We start from the raw sequence: 19495 nt of genomic DNA on the forward strand, positions 1-19495 counted from the left end.
CGATCTCATGATTTGGATGCGGAGGCGCCGGCGGCCAGCCGTTCGGCATAGTCGATGGCCTCGATCAGGCTGTGCTCGTTGGCGATGCCCGTGCCGGCGATGTCGAAGGCGGTGCCGTGATCGACCGAGGTGCGGATGATCGGCAGGCCGAGCGTGATGTTGACGCCGGAAAGCTCCTGCCAGCGGCCGGTCGCGGGATCGACCTGGAAGCCGAGCAGCTTGACCGGAATGTGCCCCTGGTCGTGATACATCGCGACCGCTGCATCGTATTGGCCGGCGCGCAGCTTGACGAAGATGGTGTCGCCGGGCACGGGCCCGACGACATCGAGGCCATCCGCAACTGCTTTGGCGATCGTCGGCGCGGACACGTCGATATCCTGCCGGCCGAACAGGCCGCCCTCGCCGGCATGCGGATTGAGCGCGGCGATGGCGATCTTCGGCTTGGCGATGCCGAGCCGCAGCAAGGCATCGTTGGTGAGGTCGATCACCATGCGCAGCCGCTCCGGCGTCAGACGCTTCGGCACGTCCTCCAGTGCCACGTGGGTCGAGACGTGGCTGACACGCATGTTGCCGTGGGCGAGCAGCATCACCGAGCCGCGCACGCCGGTGAGATGCGCCAGCATCTCGGTATGGCCTGGGAAATGATAGCCGGCCTTGTTGAGCGCTTCCTTGTTGAGCGGCGCGGTGACGATCGCCGCGGTCCGGCCGGCCTGCGTCAGGCGCACGCCCTGCTCGATCGCCTTGTAGGCGAAGCGGCCGCCATCGGCGCTGAGCACGCCGGGCTTGATCGGATCGCCCTCGGCGTCGGCTTGCAGGTAGCAGAGGTTGGGCCAGTCGCGGTCCTCCGCTGAGACCTGGGGGATCGCGATGTCGGTGCCGAGCGCAGCCTTCGCGCCATCGAGCGCCGCGCCGCTGCCGATGACCAGCAGGCGCAGATCGCCGCTCGCGATCCGGTCCTTCAGCCCGACGCAGGCCTTGACGATGATCTCCGGCCCGATCCCGGCCGGATCGCCCATGGTGATGGCAAGATGACGAGAGGTCATGTCGGACTCTCCATTCTGAGCAGATGATTGTCCCGGAGCAGGTCGCGCCACAGCGCGCTCGGGCCGAATGCGCCTGATTTCGAGATGACGTCGACACCGGCCCAGCGGCCGCCCTGCAGGATCGAGCGCGGCAATCCCGGCACGATACGTCCTGTCACCTGGAGCGCATGCGCGCCGAGGGCAACGCAGGCGGCCTTCAGGGTTTCTCCACCGGCCACGATCAGCGTGCCCGGTGGTTCGAGCGACGTGATCAGCCCGCTCATCTCGCGCGCGATCCGCCGCGCCGCCTCGACGCGCGACAGACCGTCGGCCAGGGAGAATTTGACCAGCGCCACGCCCTCGTCGGCCAGCTTGCGTCGAACGCCCGCGCCGCCCTCGCCCTCGGCCAGCGCGATGGCGACTTCGCCGCATGCCGCGAGTTGCGATGCGGTGGCCGCCTGATCGGAGCCGAACAGGCCCAGCACCGGCGGCTTCAATTGGTTCGGTGCATCGGCACGATGGCTGCGGGCCAGCGCACCGGCGAGGCCGCCGCTGCCACACCACAGCACCGGCCCCGGCATGCGCCGCGCCATCTCGACGGCGCGATCGAGGTCGAGATCGTTCTCTGCATCGAACACCTGAACGGCGCCTTGCGAGAGCGTGTCGGCCGTGCCCTGTCGTGCCTCGATGCCCTCTTGCCTCAATTGATCCAGCAGATTGTCGCCGACCTTATGCCAATCGCCATGCACGGTTCGGGCGAATTGCTGGCCGCTGACGGTGCGGCGCCCCTGGTAGTCGAACGCGGGCGCGACCACGCACGAGGCCCAATGGCCATTGCGCAGGCAGGCGCCCAGCTCGGCCGCCCAAGCGCCCCGCAGGAGGCTGTCGACTTTCTTGTAAGCGATCGTCCCGCTCTGAAGGTATGGCACCAGTCGCCCGACGATCTCGACGCTGTCGGCCTTCGAGCGCTCGCGGGTGCCGCTATCGATGGCGAAGCTGCCGGACTCCCGCGGCGCAAACGCTTCCGACCAGACGACGTCGAACGGTCCGCCCAGCCCGACGAACTCCGCCGCGGTGTCGAGCGCACCGGTGAGATCGTCGGCCAGCAGGCGGATGCTCGTCATCGTGCCGCTCCCGCGCCGAAGATCTTGCCCGGGTTCATCAGGCCATTCGGATCGAACAGCCGCTTGATATCGCGCATCAGCTCGATGTCGAGCGGGTCGGTGACGCGGGCGAGTCGGCCGCGATTGGTGATGCCGATGCCGTGCTCGGCACTGATCGCCCCATTCTGCGCCGCGGTCTCGTCGTCGACAATCCCGTTGATCTCGGCGACCAGAGCGGCCGTCGCGGCCGGGTCCTGGCAACGGGCGCGATCGATCAGTGCGATGACATGGATGTTGCCGTCGCCGATATGGCCGTGCATCACCACGTTAGCATGGGGAACAGCGGCCTTGATCCGGGCTTCGACGTTGGCGACGAAGGCTGCCTGCCGCTCCAGCGGCACCACGCTGTCATGCGACACAACGTAGCCGCTACGCTTGTTGCCTTCGGACACGCTGTGCCTGACCGCCCAGATCGCCTTGGCCTGCGCGAGGCTTGACGCGAGGATCACGTCTTCGGCGTGCTTCGCCTCCATCGCCTCCGCCAGCACCGTGGCGAGCGGCTCGTCGAGGTCGACGCCGGGAAGCGCGTCGGTCAGCTCGACGATCAGATACCACGGCGTCGTCAGCTCGAAGGGGATCGCGACATGCGGCACCGTCGCCGCGATCGCCTCGATCTGCGACCGCGACATGATTTCGAGACTGCCGAGCCGGTCGCCGACCGTGCCGCGCAGCCGCTGCATGATTTCGAGCGCCTGCTCCACCCCTTGCAATTTCAGCAGCGCTAGCGCCGAGCTGCGCGGCGGCGCGAACAGCTTCAGCACGGCCGCGGTGACGATGCCGAGCGTCCCCTCTGCCCCGATGAAGAGCTGCTTGATCGCGTAGCCGGTGTTGTCCTTGCGCAATGCGCGCAGGCCGTCGAAGACGCGTCCGTCAGGCAGCACGACCTCCAGCCCGAGCACGAGATCGCGCGTCGGACCGTAGCGGAGCACGGCCGTGCCGCCGGCATTGGTCGAGATGTTGCCGCCGATCTGGCAGGAGCCTTCGGCGCCCAGGCTCAAGGGGAAATACCGATCGACGTCACGGGCCGCGTTCTGCACCTCGGACAGGATGCAGCCGGCCTCCACCGTGATCGTGTTGGCGAGCGGACTGACGTTGCGCACCGCCCGCATCCGGTCGAGCCGGATTACGACATTGCCCGCGCGATCGTCCGGCGTCGCGGCGCCGCACATGCCGGTGTTGCCGCCCTGCGGCACGATCGCGAGCTGGCGTGCCGCGCAGAACTTGACGATCGCGGCGACCTCTGCGGTCGAGCCGGGCTTCACCACCGCGGCGGCGCGGCCGTGATAGCGCCCGCGCCAGTCCACCACGTAGGGCTCCTGGTCGGATCCGGGTGCGATGACGTGCTTGTCGCCGACGATCGCAGCAAGCCCGGCCACCACATCCTGCAAAGAGTCGGACATCGGATCCTCGCCTCTCGGGCCTGGCCTTAAGCGGCGGCTGCGAATGCAGCGGCCGTTGCGAGCAGCTCCTTCGCCTGAGCCGACGGCAAGGATTCCAGCGGCGGCCGCAAACGCTGCCATCCGGTATGGCCGGTGCGCTCGGCCACCAGCGTCTTCAGCGACGCCATCTGCGGGAAGCGCGAGACCAGCTCGCGCGCTTTCACGATGCGCGCCTGCGCCGCCTGGAGCGCCGCGTCGTCGTCGCTGTCGTTAAAATGCTTGTAGACATAGGCCAGATCGCGCGCGACCAGATTGGAGGTCGCTGTGATGCAGCCCGCGCCGCCCTTGCGCAGCAACGGCAGCAGCAAGGGATCGGCTCCGACCAAAACCGAAAAGCCCGGGAAGCGGTCGACTATTGCGGTCATGTTGGCGAAGTCGCCCGAGGAATCCTTGATCCCCACGAACGTCGCCGGATAAGCCGCACGCAGCCGCTCGATCAGCGCATGAGAGATCGGCTGCGCCGACATCTGCGGGATGTGATAGAGCACGACCTTGAGCCTGGCATCGCCGATGCGCTGCACGATCTCGCTATAGGAGGCGTAGATGCCGTCGTCGCTGACGCCCTTGTAGTAGAACGGCGGCAGCATCACGACGGTATCGACGCCGACCGAAAGCGCGTGCCGTGTCAGGGCGATGGTCTCGCTGAGTGCGGCAACACCGGTGCCCGGCAGAAGACGTTGCGGAGCGACTCCGGCCGCCACCACCGCCTCGAGCAGAGCCGTGCGTTCGGCGACGGAGAAGGAGTTCGCCTCCCCTGTCGTACCCAGCAGCGCGATGCCGTCGCAGCCTTCATCCAGAAGATGGCGGCAATGCGCGACGAAGCGCGCGTGATCGGGGGCGAGCTCGGCATCGAGCGGCGTCAGCGCGGCGGAGAACACGCCACGGGGGTGCAGCGATGGTGTCGACAAGCTTCCTCCGATCGTCACATCAGCATTGTTCGGAATGCGAACATTTGTTATTAGCGTGACCTGTCGTAAAATCAGCCGGCCGCCACGTCAAGGGCGATGGTTGCCATTGGCAAGGTATTCGAGCATGGCCAAGGCCGAGAAGAAGGCCACCAAGCGCAAATCGGACTCGCTCCCGAAAAATCCAAAGAACCATGTTGCTTCCGTCGGGAAGGCCTTTGCCGTGCTCCGCAGCTTCAGCAGCGAGCATTTCGAGCTGACCCTGAGCGAGATTGCCGCAACTGCCGGTCTCGATCGCGGGACCGCGTTTCGCCTGATCCAGACCCTGGTCGAGCTCGGTTATCTCCAGGCCGTTCCGCAGAGCCGGCGGTTCCGCCTCGGGATTGCCTGTCTCGACCTCGGCTACACCGTGCTGTCGCGCGGATCGTTGCGGCCGATCGCCGAGCCGCTGCTGCGCGAGCTCGTGCCTGATGTCGGCGATGCCGCCTCCCTCGGCATCCTCGACGGCGGCGACGTCGTCTATCTCGCGCGGGTCGGCGCGGGCCTTGACCGCCACAAGATGGACCGCCGGCCCGGCACGCGCATTCCCGCCTACAGCGCCGCGCTCGGCCACGTCATGCTGGCCCATCTGTCGCGCGAGGAGCAGATCGCGCGGCTGGAATCGCGCCCGCGCGTCAAACTGTCGGAGCGGACCCTGACCGATCTCGATGCCCTGCTCGCCCGGCTCGACCAGGTGAAGAAGAAAGGCCACGCCGTCTCCGACGGCGAGAACGCCTATGGCTTGCGCACGCTGGCAACGCCGATCTTCGACGCGCAGGGACTGGTCATCGGAGGATTGAGCGTTACCGTCGATGCGATGCGCATGGAGATGGCAGCCTTCCGCGACCAGGCGCTGCCGAGGCTGATGCAGGTGACGGCCCAAGTGCAGGATCTCGCGATCAAGTCGGGATTGACGAGCTGAGCGCCGGCCGGCGCGCTTTAGATCACGATGTGATCGAAATCGGCGGCGATCCGGGTGTTCGGAAAGATCCGCACCGCCTCGGCCAGGATCTCGTCGTCCTCGTATCGTCCGGACAGATGGGTCAGCACGAGCTGGCGGACGTTGCTGGCGGCCGCGAGTGCGGCCGCTTCCGCCGCCGTCAGATGGCCGTAATCCCGCGCAGTTGCGGCGTCGCGCTCGAGGAAGGTCGCCTCGATCACCAGCATATCGGCGCCAGCGACGTATTGCGACAATCCCTCGGTGGTTTCGGTGTCGCCGATCACCACGAGCTTCTTGCCGCCGCTCGGCGGCCCCAGGACATCCTCCGGGTCGACCTTGCGATCGTCCTCGATCACGACCGCTCGACCTGCGGCCAACTCGCCGCGCAAGGGACCGTCGGGAACGCCCAGCGCCGCGAGCCGATCCGGCCGAAGGTGGCGGCGCGAGGGGCTCTGGAAGGCGAATCCAAAACTATCGGTGTCGCGATGACGGACCGGAAAGCAGCCGATGGTGAAATCGCCGGCATCGACGACCTCTCCTTCGGACAGCGCCGCGAACTCGACCGCGATCGGCGCCCTGCCCTCACCCCATAACCCGGCGAGCATTCGGATGACGATGTCGAGCGTGCCTGGCCCGCCATGAATGCGCATCACCTCGGCGCTCTGCCGCAGCCCCAGTGTCGAAAACAGACCGGGGAGGCCGAGCACGTGATCGAGATGAGCGTGCGTCAGCAGCACGCGGTCGAGCCGCCGAAAGCCCGAGCCGCTCCTCAAGAGCTGGCGCTGCGTGCCCTCGCCGCAATCGACCAGGACACGCTTGCCCGCGGCCTCGACGAGGAGAGCCGGATGATTGCGTTCCGCGGAGGGAACGCTTGCCGAGGTGCCGAGGAATGTCAGGGCAAACATGGTCGTCGATGTCCAGCGACCGCCCCTCTCTGCGACGGCGCCGTCGCTGTCTGAGAAGCAGTCCGCGCTATGAAGATGGTCGACTACGTCTTGCCCGCCGACTGCGCCTCAACCGCCTGCACCGCCACGCTCGCCACCTGCCGCAGCGCTTCACGATCGGCACCGGAGGACGCCATCACGCCCATGCCGACGGCCACCGCCGAGACGTAGCGCGCGAGGGCTGCGGGATCGGCCGACGGCTTCAGATCGCCTTCAACCTTGGCGCGGATGAAGCGCTCGCGCAGCTGGTCCTCGTTCTGAGCGCGGCGCGCGGCGAGCTCGAAGGGGACGCTCTCGGAGCCGGAGCCGCAAGCGATGCCGCCTTGCACCAGCAGGCAGCCGGGCGGATTGGCGGGATCGGTCTGCTTGTCGGCAATGCCCATCAGCATCCGCTCGGCGACGTCGCGGGCGGTGGGGGCTGCGACCACCTCGTCCATCCAGACGCCGCGCAATTTGGTGTAGCGGTCGAGCGCAGCCTTCAGCAGGCCTTCCTTGTTGCCGAAGCAGGCGTAGAGACTTGGCGGATTGATGCCCATGGCCTCGGTGAGCTGGGCAATGGTGGCGCCCTCATAGCCATGGCGCCAAAACACTTCCATCGCCTGGTCCAACGCCGTTTCGGCGTCGAATTCGCGGGGGCGTCCCATGCGCATGTGCCTGTCTCCTCGGAATCGGCGGATCGTATCAGCCTAACGCCAGTTCCTATCTATTTGTTCTGGCTTTCTTTTTCTTGTGTCTTCCAATTGTCGCGGTATCGGCGTACATTTTTCTTAGCAACCGGTACATAAGTATCTTGCGCTGCGGTATCCAGCTCCACATCTGTAGTGAACACTACATATCTGGAGCGCGCAAATGCCCCCTCCCAAGAAACGTCTTCCGCCGGCCGTTTTCGCCGTCTCCTCGGCGGCGTCGCCGTCGTGGGCGCCCTCGCCGCCGCAGGCTCGATCGCGACCGGCCACTACTTCCACACAGCCCAGGCGACGGCAACGGCCGCCGCGGCTGAACAGGCCGTGCCCGTCACCGTTGCGCTGATCGAGCCGAAGCAGACCGTGCTGTGGGACGATTTCTCCGGCCGGCTCGAGGCCATCCACCGCGTCGAGCTGCGCCCGCGCGTTGCGGGCGCGATCCTCTCCGCCAACTTCACCGAAGGCGCGCTGGTAAAGACCGGCGACGTCCTGTTCAAGATCGACCCGGCGCCCTATGCGGCCGAGGTCGACAAGGCCAACGCCCAGCTCGAGGCGGCGAAGGCGCGCGTGGTGTTCACCACCGGCGAGGTCGAACGCGGCGCACAGCTCGTCGGCAACGCCGTGGTGACGCGGCGCGATTTCGACCAACGCGAGAACGCCAACCGCGAAGCGATCGCCAATGTGAAGGCGGCCGAGGCGACGCTCCAGACCGCAAAGCTCAATCTCGATTACACCGAGGTGCGCGCGCCCGTGGACGGCCGCGTCGGCAAGATCGAGGTCACCGTCGGCAATCTCGTCGCCGCCGGCACCGCCTCCCCGGTTCTGACCTCGCTGGTCTCGGTCAATCCGATCTACGCCTCGTTCGATGCAGATGAAGAGGTCGTGCTGCGCGCACTGAACTCGATCGCCGACGCCTCCGGCCAGCGCGGCAAGCTCGACCAAATCCCCGTGGAGATGACAACCTCCGGCAGCCTCTCGGCGAAAGGCCACATCCAGCTCATCGACAACCAGGTCAACGGCCAGAGCGGCACGATCCGGGTCCGGGCGGTGTTCCGGAATGAGGACGGCCGTCTCATCCCCGGTCAGTTCGCGCGCGTGCGCATGAGCCAGCCGAAGCAGCAGGCGCTGGTGATGATCGACGAGCGCGCAATCGGCACCGACCAGGACAAGAAGTTTGTGATGGCGGTCGGCGACGACAGCCGCGCGGTGTACCGGGCGGTCACGCTCGGCGGCGCCGTAGATGGATTGCGCGTCGTGACCGAAGGCCTGAAGCCCGGCGACCGCATCGTCGTCAACGGCCTGCAGCGCGTGCGTCCGGGGGCGCTGCTCAAGACGGAGGTGGCGGCAATGGGCGCGCGTGGGCGCCAAGCCTCCAATCACAGCAACCAGGACGTGGTGCAACGCTGACGTCATTCCGGGGCGCGATGAAATCGCGAACCCGCAATCTCGAAGTTTGGAAACTCCGATCGCTTCACCTCCAGATTCCGGGTTCGCGGGCTTCGCCCACGCCCCCGGAATGACGGGAGAGCTGCCGGAGAACCGCAAGATATTGCCCAGGGGCAAGACCATGAATCTCTCAAAGTTCTTCATCGATCGTCCGATTTTCGCCGGCGTGCTGTCGGTCCTGATATTCCTTGCCGGCCTGATCTCGCTGTTCGCGATGCCGATCTCGGAATATCCCGACGTGGTGCCGCCTTCCGTCGTGGTGCGCGCGACCTATCCCGGCGCCAATCCCAAGGTGATTGCGGAAACGGTGGCGACGCCGATCGAGGAGCAGATCAACGGCGTCGAGAACATGCTGTACATGTCGAGCCAGGCGACCACTGACGGCGCGATGACGCTGACGGTGACGTTCCGTCTCGGCACCGACCCCGACAAGGCGACGCAACTGGTGCAGAACCGCGTGCAGCAGGCCGAGCCGCGCCTGCCCGCCGTGGTGCGCCAGCTCGGCATCATCACCAAGAAGTCCTCGCCCGACCTCACCATGGTCGTGCATCTGTTGTCGCCGAACGGCCGCTACGACATGACGTATCTGCGCAATTACGCGGTGCTCAACGTCAAGGACCGGCTCGCGCGGATCGATGGCGTCGGCGATGTGCAGCTCTATGGCGCCGGCGACTATTCGATGCGGGTCTGGGTCGATCCGCAGAAGGCCGCCGAGCACGGCCTGACTGCCAGCGATATCGTGCGGGCGATCCAGGCCCAGAACGTCGAGGCCGCCGCCGGCGTGGTCGGCTCCTCCCCGAACGTCAAGGGGATCGATCTGCAGCTCTCCGTCAACGCAGAAGGCCGGCTCTCGAACGAGGAGCAATTCGGCGACATCGTGGTCAAGACGGGCACGCGCGGCGAAGTCGTGCGCCTGCGCGACGTCGCACGCATCGAGCTGGGGGCGTCCGAATACGGCCTGCGTTCGCTGCTGGACAACAAGCAGGCGGTGGCGCTTCCGATCTTCCAGGCGCCCGGCTCCAACGCGCTGCAGATTTCGGACAACGTCCGCGCCACCATGGCCGAGATCAAGAAGAATATGCCGGAAGGCGTGTCTTACCAGATCGTCTACGACCCCACCCAGTTCGTTCGCTCCTCGATCGAGGCGGTGATCCATACGCTCCTGGAAGCGATCGCGCTGGTGGTGCTGGTCGTGATTCTGTTCCTGCAGACCTGGCGCGCCTCGATCATCCCGCTGCTCGCGGTGCCGGTGTCGATCGTCGGCACCTTTGCGGTGATGCACGTGTTCGGCTTCTCCATCAACGCGCTCAGCCTGTTCGGCCTCGTGCTCGCGATCGGCATCGTCGTCGACGACGCCATTGTCGTGGTCGAGAACGTCGAGCGCAACATCGAGGCCGGGCTGTCGCCGCGCGATGCCACCTATCAGGCGATGCGCGAGGTGTCGGGACCGATCATCGCCATCGCGATGGTGCTGATCGCGGTGTTCGTGCCGCTCGCCTTCATCTCCGGCCTCACCGGGCAGTTCTACAAGCAGTTCGCATTGACGATCGCGATCTCGACCGTGATCTCCGCCGTCAACTCGCTGACGCTGTCGCCGGCGCTATCCGCGCTGCTGCTCAAGGGCCACAACGAGCCGAAGGATCGGCTGACGCTGATCATGGAAAAGAGCCTTGGCTGGTTCTTCCGTGGCTTCAACAAGGCCTTCACACGCTCCTCGGAGAACTATGGCAGCAGCGTCACTCGGGTGATCTCAGGCAAGGCCGCGGTGATGGGTCTTTACGCCGTGCTGGTCGGCCTCACCGCGCTCCTGTTCCAGCAGGTGCCGGGCGGCTTCGTGCCGGGTCAGGACAAGCAGTACCTGGTCGGCTTCGCCCGCCTGCCCGACGGCGCCGCGCTCGACCGCAGCGAGGAGGTGATCCGCAAGATGAGCGACATCGCGCTGACCCAGCCCGGTGTCGAGAGCTCGGTGGCTTTCCCGGGGCTCTCAATCTCCGGCTTCACCAACTCGTCCAACGCCGGCATCGTGTTCTCTACGCTCAAGCCGTTCGACGAGCGCAAGGACCCCGCCCTGAGCGGAAACGCCATCGCCGCCGAGCTGAACAAGAAATATGCCGGCATCCAGGAAGCCTTCATCGCCATGTTCCCGCCGCCGCCGGTCAATGGCCTCGGCACCATCGGCGGCTTCAAGCTGCAGATCGAGGACCGCGCCGGTCTCGGCTATGAGGCGCTGAACGAGGCGACCAAGGCGTTCATGGCGGCGATGCAGAAGGCGCCGGAGATCGCCGGCGTGTTCTCGAGCTTCCAGGTCAACGTGCCCCAGCTGTTCGCCGACATCGACCGCACCAAGGCGCTGCAGCTCGGCGTGCCCGTCACCGAGGTCTTCAACACGCTGCAGATCTACCTCGGCTCCTACTACGTCAACGACTTCAACAAGTTCGGCCGCACCTATTCGGTCCGCGTGCAGGCCGACGCGCCGTTCCGCGCGCGTGCCGACGACATCAGGCAGTTGAAGGTGCGCTCGTCGTCAGGCGACATGGTGCCGTTGTCGGCGCTGCTCACGATCCGCCAGAGCGCGGGGCCGGAGCGCGCGATCCGCTACAACGGCTTCCTGTCATCCGACATCAACGCGGCGGCCGCGCCCGGCTTCTCCTCGGGCCAGGCTCAGGAGGCGGCGACGCGGATCGCGGCCGAGGTGCTGCCGCCCGGCTTCGCTTTCGAATGGACCGACCTGACCTATCAGGAGTTCATCGCCGGCAATTCCGGCATCTGGGTATTCCCGCTGGCGATCCTGCTGGTCTTCTTGGTGCTGGCCGCGCTTTATGAGAGCCTGACACTGCCCCTCTCGATCATCATGATCGTGCCGATGGGTCTGCTCGCGGCGATGTTCGGCGTCTGGATTTCCAAGGGCGACAACAACGTCTTCACCCAGATCGGTCTGATCGTTCTCGTGGGGCTCTCGGCCAAGAACGCGATACTGATCGTCGAATTCGCGCGCGAGCTCGAATTCGCCGGCCGCACGCCGATCCGGGCCGCAATCGAGGCGAGCCGCTTGCGGCTTCGTCCGATCCTGATGACGTCGATGGCGTTCATCATGGGCGTGCTGCCGCTGGTGCTCTCGACCGGCGCCGGCTCGGAGATGCGGCGCGCCATGGGCGTTGCCGTGTTCTCCGGCATGATCGGCGTCACCGTGTTCGGCCTGTTCCTGACGCCGGTGTTCTACGTGCTGCTGCGGACCATCACCGGCATGAAGCCGCTGACGCATCATGGCAGCGACACCAGCGCGGCGCCGGCCCAGCCTGTGAGCCACTAAGCATGATGGGATGATGCCCGGGTGCAGCGATGACGAAGCTGTGCTCCCTCTCCCGTTTGCGGCCCGGCATCAGCCATCTATTTCCGATTCTCCTCGCAGAACTTCAACGCGGCCAGCGCTTCGCCGGCGCGCGGTATCTGCATCTCGATGCTGTCGTCGTCATCGTCTTCGAAGTCGAGCGTGAGGCGCTTGGCCTTCGACAGGCGGTCCATCATCGACTGGTCGTACTCGAAGATACCGCGCACGGTGGTCCTGTCCATGACCTCCCACTTCGCCTTCTTCATGATGTCCGCATCGTCAGTGCCGACATCGGCCCGAAGGATCTCGCCGGCCGTCTCCCATTCCCAGCCGTCATAGATCATCACGATCACGATCGTCTTCTCGGAATAGGTGATCACGATGACGTAGTCGCGATTCTCGTCGTCCTTGTCCTTGTAGCCCCGGCTCGCATTGCAATGGGTGTCCTGCGTCCGCTTTTCGATGGTCCAGTCACCGACCTTGGATTTCTGCGCCAGCGCCGGCCCTGCCCCGAGGACGCTCGCGGTCAGCAAAACGGCGCGAAAGAATCGTGTCATGTCAGCCTCCAGCGCATTCCCCGCGCCGAGATGACCACCTCCGTGGGCGAGCCGCAAGGGTCCGCGCCGGCCGAAAGGGTGCCTTCATCCTTATTCGGCTCCGGCATTTGGTGCGGCTGCAGCGCAAAAACCCGCCCTCCGGGTTCCCCGCGAAACCGCATTCCAGACGCGACGAAACAACCCTGAAACAGATTGCCGGTTAAATGGTTGTCAAAACAAGTACAGGGACGGCCACCATGCAATTCCTTCTCGACCTGATCTACGAATATTCCTGCTGTCAGAACCTCGTCGGCCAGCCGCTACAGGAGGACGAGTTATGATCGAGCTGATCTCCGCCCTTCTGGCCCTTTGCAGCGTCGGCGTGTTCGCAGCGCATGCGCTGGATGCCTACCGCACCACGCATTCCTGACCGGCTCGCTTTTTCGGCACTAGAACGGTCGCCGGTAGAAGTGCTCCGAATGCGTTGCCGGTGGAAAGCGGTTGGCAAGCGCCAACGTTCCCTTCTCGTCCGTTTCGAGCCCGATCTTCTGCGCCAGCATCACATCGCCCGGGACGAGAAAGCCTGACGGAACGAAGCACCAGCCCATCGTCGCACGCCCGGCCTCGTCGATCTCGTGGACATTGGCGGCCGTGCCGTAATGGATGCGGTACGTCTTACCGGTGTCGCAGCCGACGACGTCGAAATAGCGGTGCTCTTCGAATTGTGCGCGCTGCGCCGGCGACAGCCATTCCGCCAGAAGCCGACGGCCACGAGCATCCGGCGTGTTCTCGCCGAAGAACCGCCGATAGAGTTCACGCAGCGCATGCAGACGTGCACGCGCCGGCGCGCGGAGCCAAACTGCCGCGATCATGTGCAGCTCAGATCAACCGCCGACCAGACGGGGATAGAACAGCGTTTCCTGCACGGTCGGGTCGAACGATTTGATGCGGGTGACCTCGCCAGGTCCGGTTCGCAGGGCGGCGGTGAAGCCGGCCCCGGTCAGCTCCCGAAAGCGCCGTTCGGCTCGCGCCAGCGCTTCAGCATTGCCAGGATCAAACTCATGGCGTGTATCGCCCGTCTGGTCCATCACGATCTGGGTTGCCATGTTGAGTCTCCTCATGCCCACCCCTGAATCTGATCAAAGCAAAGGTCGTGCCGTCGGTTCCTGATAGCAACAATTTTCTCGCGCCGGCGCATCACGCCTTGCTGAACTGGTCAGCGCGAGGCGGCCGCCGCTCCGCCCTCGTCGATCTGCCGGCCCATCAGAGCGATCGCCTTTTGATAGACGCCGGCGGCATTCCACGCCTCGATCGCGGCGAAATTCGGCTCGCCCGGCTGGTACCCGGCTCCCGCGCGCCAGCCATGAGCCTTCAGGAAGTTCGCCGTCGAGTTCAGCGCGTTGGCGGCCACCTCGAGATTGCCGGTGCCATAGGCCAGGATGCTCTTGGGCATGAACTGGGTCTGGCCGACCTCCCCGTGCATGGAGCCGCGGGTCGCCCCCGACAGCGTGCCGCGGTCGATCAGCTTCAGCGCGGCGTAGAGCTGGTCGGTGAAAAATTCGGGACGGCGGCAATCATAGGCAAGGGTCGCGATCGACGACAGCATGTTCTGGTTGCCGCGCTGGCTGCCGAAACCGGTCTCCATGCCCCAGATCGCGATCAAGGGTCCAGGCGGGACGCCATAGCGCTGCTGGATGGAGGCGAACAAGGCGGCCTGCGACTGCTTGAGCTGCCGCCCCTTGGCGACGATGGTGGTGGCGCCGCGCTTGGCGAGGAACTGGTCGAGCGTCAGTGAAAAACTGCGCTGGCCACGGTCGGCCGCGATGGTGGCGCTGGCGTAGTTGGTCTGCATCAGGGCCGAGAGCGCGGTCTGACCGATGCCCTTGCCTTGCGCCTCCGCGCTGAACTCGCGCTTCCAGGCCTCGAACCCGCCGGGCCCGTTGCCGCAAGTGGCCGCCTCGGCGGCGGGCGCCAGGCAACCGAACAGCGCCATCGCGCCAAAAATCGCCCCCGCAACAGCCCTGCCCCTGATCATACCCGGCGTCTCCCGTCCTGTACCGATCGGCAATCTTACCCCGTCAAAGGCGCCGACTCCATGGCGCGATCATAGGTCAATTCCAGACCCGCCAGATTGCCTTCCTTCCGCCATTTGTCGAGCAGCCGCAGGAACGCCACCGGCCCGCGCCAATATTGGCTGTTTCTTGCCGCGATCGGATCGAACACGCCTTCATTGTTGTAGTAGCCAGGCGTGCATTCGGCGAGATAGGTCTGCCGGCCAATCGCGGCTTTGACGACCTCGTCGACCCAGGCATCCTCGGCGGCGAGCGTCGGCTCCAGCGTTCTGGCGCCGCGCTTGCGCGCCTGGTCGATGACATAGGCGATGTGCTGCGACTGCTCGTCGATGATGTGCGGGAAGTTGGCGCTCTGGCCGGCCTGCACGGTGACGATCAGGAAGCAATTCGGGAAGCCGCGGCTATAGAAGCCATGCATCGTCTTGACGCCGCCCTGCCAGCGTTCGGACAGGCTCATGCCGCCGCGGCCATAGACCTCAAAGCCCATGCGCCGGGCGTAATCGGTGCCGACCTCGAAGCCGCTGGCGTAGATCAGGCAGTCGAGCTCATAGGCCTTGCCGCTGGCCACGACGGCATTCTCGGTGATGTGATCGACACCCAGTCCTTTGGTGTCGATGAGATGAACGTTGGGACGATTGAAAGTGTCGAGATATTCATCGTGGAAGCACGGCCGCTTGCAGAACGCCTTGTACCAGGGCTTGAGCGCCTCCGCCGTCGCCTTGTCCCTGACCACCGCGTCGACCCGGGCGCGGATCTCCTCCATCTTGCGGTAGTCGGCCTGCTCGATGACCTTCAGCGCCTCCTCCATCGAGGTGACCGGTTGCGGCTGCCGGCGCGGCGCGAGCAGGATCTCGCCGAGCAGGCCGGTCCAGCCGTCCTGCACCAGATCCCGCTCGAACGGCTCGCCCGAGATCACGGCGGTGAAATTGTCCATGCGCTCGCGCTGCCAGCCCGCCTTCAGGCTCGCTGCCCAGCCCGGATCCGTCGGACGGTCGTCGCGCACGCCGATGGCAGACGGCGTGCGCTGGAAGACATAAAGCTCCTTCGCCGAACGGCCGAGATGCGGCACGCATTGCACCGCGGTGGCGCCGGTGCCGATGATACCGACGCGCTTGTCGGCAAGCCCGGTCAGACCGCCATCGGCGTTGCCGCCGGTGTAGCCGTAGTCCCAGCGGCTGGTGTGGAAGCTGTGGCCCTTGAAGCTCTCGATGCCGGGAATGCCCGGCAGCTTCGGCCGGCTGAGCGGGCCTCCGGCGAGAATGACGAAGCGTGCGCGGATCTGGTCGTCCCGATCGGTCTCGACCAGCCAACGCGCCTCCTCCTCCTGCCACACCATGCGGGAGATGACGGTCTGAAACAGGGCGCGCTGGTAGAGACCGAAATTACGGCCGATGCGGCGGGAGTGCTCGTAGATCTCCGGCGCCCGTGCGTATTTGCGCACCGGCATGTAGCCGGTCTCTTCCAGCAGCGGCAGGTAGATGTAGCTCTCGGTATCGCAGGCAGCTCCAGGATAACGATTCCAGTACCAGGTGCCGCCGAAATCGGCAGCCTTTTCCACGATGCGGAAATCATCGATGCCGGCCTCGCGCAAGCGCGCGCCACACAGCAGGCCGCCGAAGCCGCCGCCGACGACCAGCACCTCGGTCTCTTCAGTGGCAGGTGCGCGCGCAAAACCGGGATCGGCCCAGGGATCGTCGAGGTAGCGACTGAAGCCGCCTGCCACCTCGACATATTGAGCCTTGCCTTCGGCACGCAAACGGCGATCGCGCTCCTCGCGATAGCGCACACGAAGAGCCGCCACGTCGACGGTAGGCTCGCCGGCTGCACCGGTCTTGTGTCTTTCCGCTGCCATGCACGTCCTCCAAGCAGAGCGCTGCTTCGCCGGCAGCTCGCCTCACGTTAGCCCCGAAAAAGTAAAGCATGCAATCGCGTCCAATGCTTTTTGCGTGAACGTCGCGAGACGTTCCGCTAACCTCGCGCGCAGATTACAAGCATACGCCGCGCAACGACGTGGCTTCCGGAGGAGACCATGCAGGGATTGATGATGGACATGCCGCTTCTGATCAGCGGCCTGATCCAGTATGCGGCCGATTATCACGGCGAAGCCGAGATCGTCGCACGCGAGATCGAGGGCGACATTCATCGCTACACCTATGCGGACGCGCATCCGCGCATCAAGCGCATGGCGCTGGCGTTGAAGCGGCTCGGCATGAAGCAAGGCGACCGCGTCGGCACGCTGGCCTGGAACACCCATCGGCACTTCGAGATGTTCTACGCCGCGCCGGGCATGGGCTACGTGCTACACACCGTCAATCCCAGGCTGTTTCCCGAGCAACTCGTCTACATTGTCAACCACGCCGAAGACCGCCTGCTGTTCGTCGACCGCGCCACGCTGCCGCTGGTCGAAGCGATCGCGCCGCAGCTCGAGACGGTCGAGGCCTACGTCGTGATGTCCTCGCGGGAGCGGATGCCGGAGACGAAGCTAAAGAACGTGCATTGCTATGAAGAGCTTCTGGCGCGCGAGAACGACGCTGGCTTCGCCTGGCCGGAGTTCGACGAGAAGTCGGCCTCGACGATCTGCTACACCTCGGGCACCACAGGCAATCCCAAGGGCGTGATCTATTCGCACCGCGCCGCGATCCTGCAGACCATGACCTGCTGCAATTTCGACTTCCTGCCGGGACATGTCGAGGGCGTGCGCGAGGTGATGATGCCGATGGCGCCGCTGTTCCACGGCAATGGCTGGAACATGCCGTTCACCGCGCCCTATACCGGCTCCAAGCTGGTGCTGCCCGGCCGCAACTACGAGCCCGACAAGCTCTACGAGCTGCTCGAGGGCGAGAAGGTGACGCTGTCGGCGGGCGTACCGAGCTTCTGGCTGATCCTGCTCGACTGGCTCGGGCGTACCGGCAACAGGTTCTCGACCCTGCGCGCAACGTTGTCGTCTGGCTCGGCCCCGCCGCGCGCGATGGTCGAGAAGCTGAAGCGCGACTACGGCATCGACTACATCCAGGCCTGGGGCATGACCGAGGCCCTGGGCTGCTCGATGCCGGGCCTGCGGCCCGGCTCGGAGCACCTCAACGAGAAGGAGAAATTCGACCGCCGCCAGGTGTCCGGCCGTGCCTGCTTCGGCACCTCTCTGCGCATCGTCGACGACGTCGGAAACGAGCTGCCGCGCGACGGCAAGACCGTCGGCCATCTGCGCGCCCGCGGCCCCTGGGTCGCCTCCGGGTACATGAAGCTGGAAGAAGGTCTCGACCGCGACGGCTGGCTGATCACCGGCGACATGGCGGTGATCGACCCTCAAGGCCACGTCACGCTGACCGACCGCTCCAAGGACGTGATCAAATCCGGCGGCGAATGGATCTCCTCGATCCAGCTCGAGGACGTCGCACTGTCGCATCCCGATGTGCTGCAAGCCGCGGTGGTCGCGATCCACCATGAGAAATGGCAGGAGCGTCCCCTGCTCCTCGTCGTCCGCAAGAAAGGCGCGAGCGTCGACGGCAAGACGCTGCTCGACCATATGCGTCCGAAGATCGCGAGCTGGTGGATGCCCGACGCCGTCGAATTTCTCGACGAGTTTCCGATGACGGGGACCGGCAAGGTGCTGAAGTCGGCGCTGCGCGAGAAATTTAGAGAGTATCGCGTCGCATAACCTGCCCGTTCTCAAAAAAGCCGTCCATCGATCAAGGAACACGAAAGATGCTGTACCCGATGTCGTCCAAAGTCGTCGAGCTCAAGCGCAGGCTCGAGAGCTTCATGGACCGGCACATCTATCCGAACGAGGAGCGCTTCTATCGCGAGGCTGAGGAGCTCGGGCCGTGGAAGGTCTTTCCGGTCGTCGAGGAATTGAAGCCCCTGGCGCGCGCGGAGGGCCTCTGGAATCTGTTCCTGCCGGAATCCAGCCATGGCGCGGGCCTCACCAATCTCGACTATGCCCCGCTCTGCGAGGTGATGGGCCGCTCGCATCTTGCGCCCGAGGTGTTCAACTGCTCGGCGCCCGACACCGGCAACATGGAGGTACTGGAGCGCTATGGCAGCGAGAAGGACAAGGAGCGCTGGCTGAAGCCGCTGCTCGCCGGCGAGATCCGCTCCTGCTTCGCCATGACCGAGCCGGCGGTCGCATCATCGGACGCGACCAACATCGAAAGCTCGATCGTGCGCGACGGCGACCATTACGTCATCAACGGGCGCAAATGGTACACGACCAACGCAACAGATCCCCGCTGCAAGATCTGCATCTTCATGGGCAAGACGGACCCTGACAATCCCGACCGCCACAAGCAGCAGTCCATGATTCTGGTGCCGATGGATACGCCCGGTATCGAGGTCAAGCGTCCCTTGCCCGTGTTCGGCTTCTACGGCGTGCCCGACCGCGCCTCCGAAGTGATCTTCATCAATGTGCGGGTGCCGAAGGAAAACATGCTGCTCGGCGAGGGCCGCGGCTTCGAGATCGCGCAGGGCCGCCTTGGTCCTGGCCGCATCCACCACTGCATGCGGCTGATTGGCCTCGCCGAGCGCACGCTGGAGAAGATGTGCCGCCGCGTGCGCAGCCGCGTCGCCTTCGGCAAGCCGGTCTCGGAGCAGACGGTGACGCAGGAGCGCATCGCGGAGGCCCGCATCATGATCGAGCAGGCACGGCTGCTGACGCTCAACGCGGCCTCTGCCATGGACACGGTCGGCAACAAGGTGGCGAAGGCCGAGATCGCGATGATCAAGGTCGCCGTGCCCAACATGGCCTGCCAGATCATCGACTGGGCGATCCAGGCCCATGGCGGCGGCGGCACCTCGAACGATTTCGGCTTGACCCAGGCCTACGCCACCGCGCGGCTGCTGCGGCTTGCCGATGGACCCGATGAGGTTCACCGGAACCAGATCGCACGGTTCGAGCTGAAGAAATATTCGAACGCGTAGCTGGGCATTGTCTGTTTCGCTAAGCGGCGGCGGCGACTTTCTTCCTTCTCCCCTTGTGGGAGAA

Annotated in this window: 16 protein-coding genes; 5 read left to right on the forward strand and 11 right to left on the reverse strand. The window is 65.4% G+C overall.

Features of this window, described 5'->3' with window-relative positions; all coding sequences use genetic code 11:
* Positions 1-5: 5 nt before the first annotated feature.
* The 4 genes from pdxA to ACETMP_RS10650 are packed head-to-tail and all read right to left on the reverse strand — an operon-like array spanning position 6 to position 4532.
* The gene (gene pdxA, locus ACETMP_RS10635; RefSeq protein ID WP_375160897.1) at positions 6-1043 is read right to left on the reverse strand and encodes a 4-hydroxythreonine-4-phosphate dehydrogenase PdxA; all 1038 of its coding nucleotides are present in this window, start codon (positions 1041-1043) and stop codon (positions 6-8) included.
* Positions 1040-2146, reverse strand: a complete 1107-nt coding sequence (locus ACETMP_RS10640) for a four-carbon acid sugar kinase family protein (RefSeq protein ID WP_375160898.1) — start codon at positions 2144-2146, stop codon at positions 1040-1042. The genes pdxA and ACETMP_RS10640 overlap by 4 nt, the downstream gene beginning before the upstream one ends.
* Entirely contained in the window at positions 2143-3585 is a 1443-nt protein-coding gene (locus tag ACETMP_RS10645; protein WP_375160899.1) for an FAD-binding oxidoreductase, read from the reverse strand. The genes ACETMP_RS10640 and ACETMP_RS10645 overlap by 4 nt, the downstream gene beginning before the upstream one ends.
* A gap of 26 nt (positions 3586-3611) precedes the next feature.
* Positions 3612-4532 carry a dihydrodipicolinate synthase family protein gene (locus tag ACETMP_RS10650; RefSeq protein ID WP_375160900.1) on the reverse strand — a complete coding sequence of 307 codons (921 nt, stop codon included), beginning with the start codon at positions 4530-4532 and terminating at the stop codon, positions 3612-3614.
* Positions 4533-4656: 124 nt separating this feature from the next.
* Between ACETMP_RS10650 and ACETMP_RS10655 the strand changes: the two genes are divergently transcribed.
* A complete protein-coding gene (locus tag ACETMP_RS10655; protein WP_375160901.1) occupies positions 4657-5490 on the forward strand; it encodes an IclR family transcriptional regulator in 834 nt (277 codons plus the stop codon).
* 17 nt (positions 5491-5507) lie between these two features.
* Here the strand turns inward: ACETMP_RS10655 and rnz are convergent, their stop codons facing one another.
* Both rnz and ACETMP_RS10665 read right to left on the reverse strand, forming a co-directional pair.
* Positions 5508-6413, reverse strand: a complete 906-nt coding sequence (gene rnz / locus ACETMP_RS10660; RefSeq protein WP_375160902.1) for a ribonuclease Z — start codon at positions 6411-6413, stop codon at positions 5508-5510.
* Between the two features lie 83 nt (positions 6414-6496).
* Entirely contained in the window at positions 6497-7102 is a 606-nt protein-coding gene (locus tag ACETMP_RS10665; protein WP_375160903.1) for a TetR/AcrR family transcriptional regulator, read from the reverse strand.
* Between the two features lie 264 nt (positions 7103-7366).
* Between ACETMP_RS10665 and ACETMP_RS10670 the strand changes: the two genes are divergently transcribed.
* Together ACETMP_RS10670 and ACETMP_RS10675 are read left to right on the forward strand one after the other, a co-directional pair.
* Entirely contained in the window at positions 7367-8542 is a 1176-nt protein-coding gene (locus tag ACETMP_RS10670) for an efflux RND transporter periplasmic adaptor subunit (protein WP_375160904.1), read from the forward strand.
* 160 nt (positions 8543-8702) lie between these two features.
* Positions 8703-11891, forward strand: coding sequence for an efflux RND transporter permease subunit (locus ACETMP_RS10675; RefSeq protein ID WP_375161883.1), 3189 nt, complete (start codon positions 8703-8705; stop codon positions 11889-11891).
* A gap of 77 nt (positions 11892-11968) precedes the next feature.
* Here ACETMP_RS10675 and ACETMP_RS10680 read toward each other — a convergent pair whose 3' ends face one another.
* The 5 genes from ACETMP_RS10680 to ACETMP_RS10700 all read right to left on the reverse strand — a co-directional run bounded on the left by ACETMP_RS10680 (position 11969) and on the right by ACETMP_RS10700 (position 16369).
* The gene (locus tag ACETMP_RS10680) at positions 11969-12466 is read right to left on the reverse strand and encodes a hypothetical protein (RefSeq protein ID WP_375160905.1); all 498 of its coding nucleotides are present in this window, start codon (positions 12464-12466) and stop codon (positions 11969-11971) included.
* 428 nt (positions 12467-12894) lie between these two features.
* Positions 12895-13317: a hypothetical protein gene (locus ACETMP_RS10685; protein ID WP_375160906.1), complete on the reverse strand. Its 423-nt coding sequence runs from the start codon at positions 13315-13317 to the stop codon at positions 12895-12897.
* A gap of 12 nt (positions 13318-13329) precedes the next feature.
* Positions 13330-13551: a hypothetical protein gene (locus tag ACETMP_RS10690; RefSeq protein ID WP_375160907.1), complete on the reverse strand. Its 222-nt coding sequence runs from the start codon at positions 13549-13551 to the stop codon at positions 13330-13332.
* 110 nt (positions 13552-13661) lie between these two features.
* Positions 13662-14480 (reverse strand): lytic transglycosylase domain-containing protein, encoded by an 819-nt coding sequence (locus tag ACETMP_RS10695; protein ID WP_028135730.1) that lies wholly within the window; start codon positions 14478-14480, stop codon positions 13662-13664.
* Positions 14481-14515: 35 nt separating this feature from the next.
* Entirely contained in the window at positions 14516-16369 is a 1854-nt protein-coding gene (locus ACETMP_RS10700) for a flavin-containing monooxygenase (protein ID WP_375160908.1), read from the reverse strand.
* A gap of 177 nt (positions 16370-16546) precedes the next feature.
* Here ACETMP_RS10700 and ACETMP_RS10705 point away from each other — a divergent pair, with 177 nt between their 5' ends.
* Complete coding sequence (locus ACETMP_RS10705; RefSeq protein WP_375160909.1) at positions 16547-18172, forward strand: long-chain fatty acid--CoA ligase; 1626 nt, start codon at positions 16547-16549, stop codon at positions 18170-18172.
* Between the two features lie 47 nt (positions 18173-18219).
* Positions 18220-19431 carry an acyl-CoA dehydrogenase family protein gene (locus tag ACETMP_RS10710; RefSeq protein ID WP_375160910.1) on the forward strand — a complete coding sequence of 404 codons (1212 nt, stop codon included), beginning with the start codon at positions 18220-18222 and terminating at the stop codon, positions 19429-19431.
* The last annotated feature ends 64 nt before the right edge of the window (positions 19432-19495 follow it).

The sequence above is a fragment of the Bradyrhizobium dasycarpum genome (assembly GCF_042019905.1).
In the GTDB taxonomy this organism is placed as follows: Bacteria; Pseudomonadota; Alphaproteobacteria; order Rhizobiales; family Xanthobacteraceae; genus Bradyrhizobium; species Bradyrhizobium japonicum_B.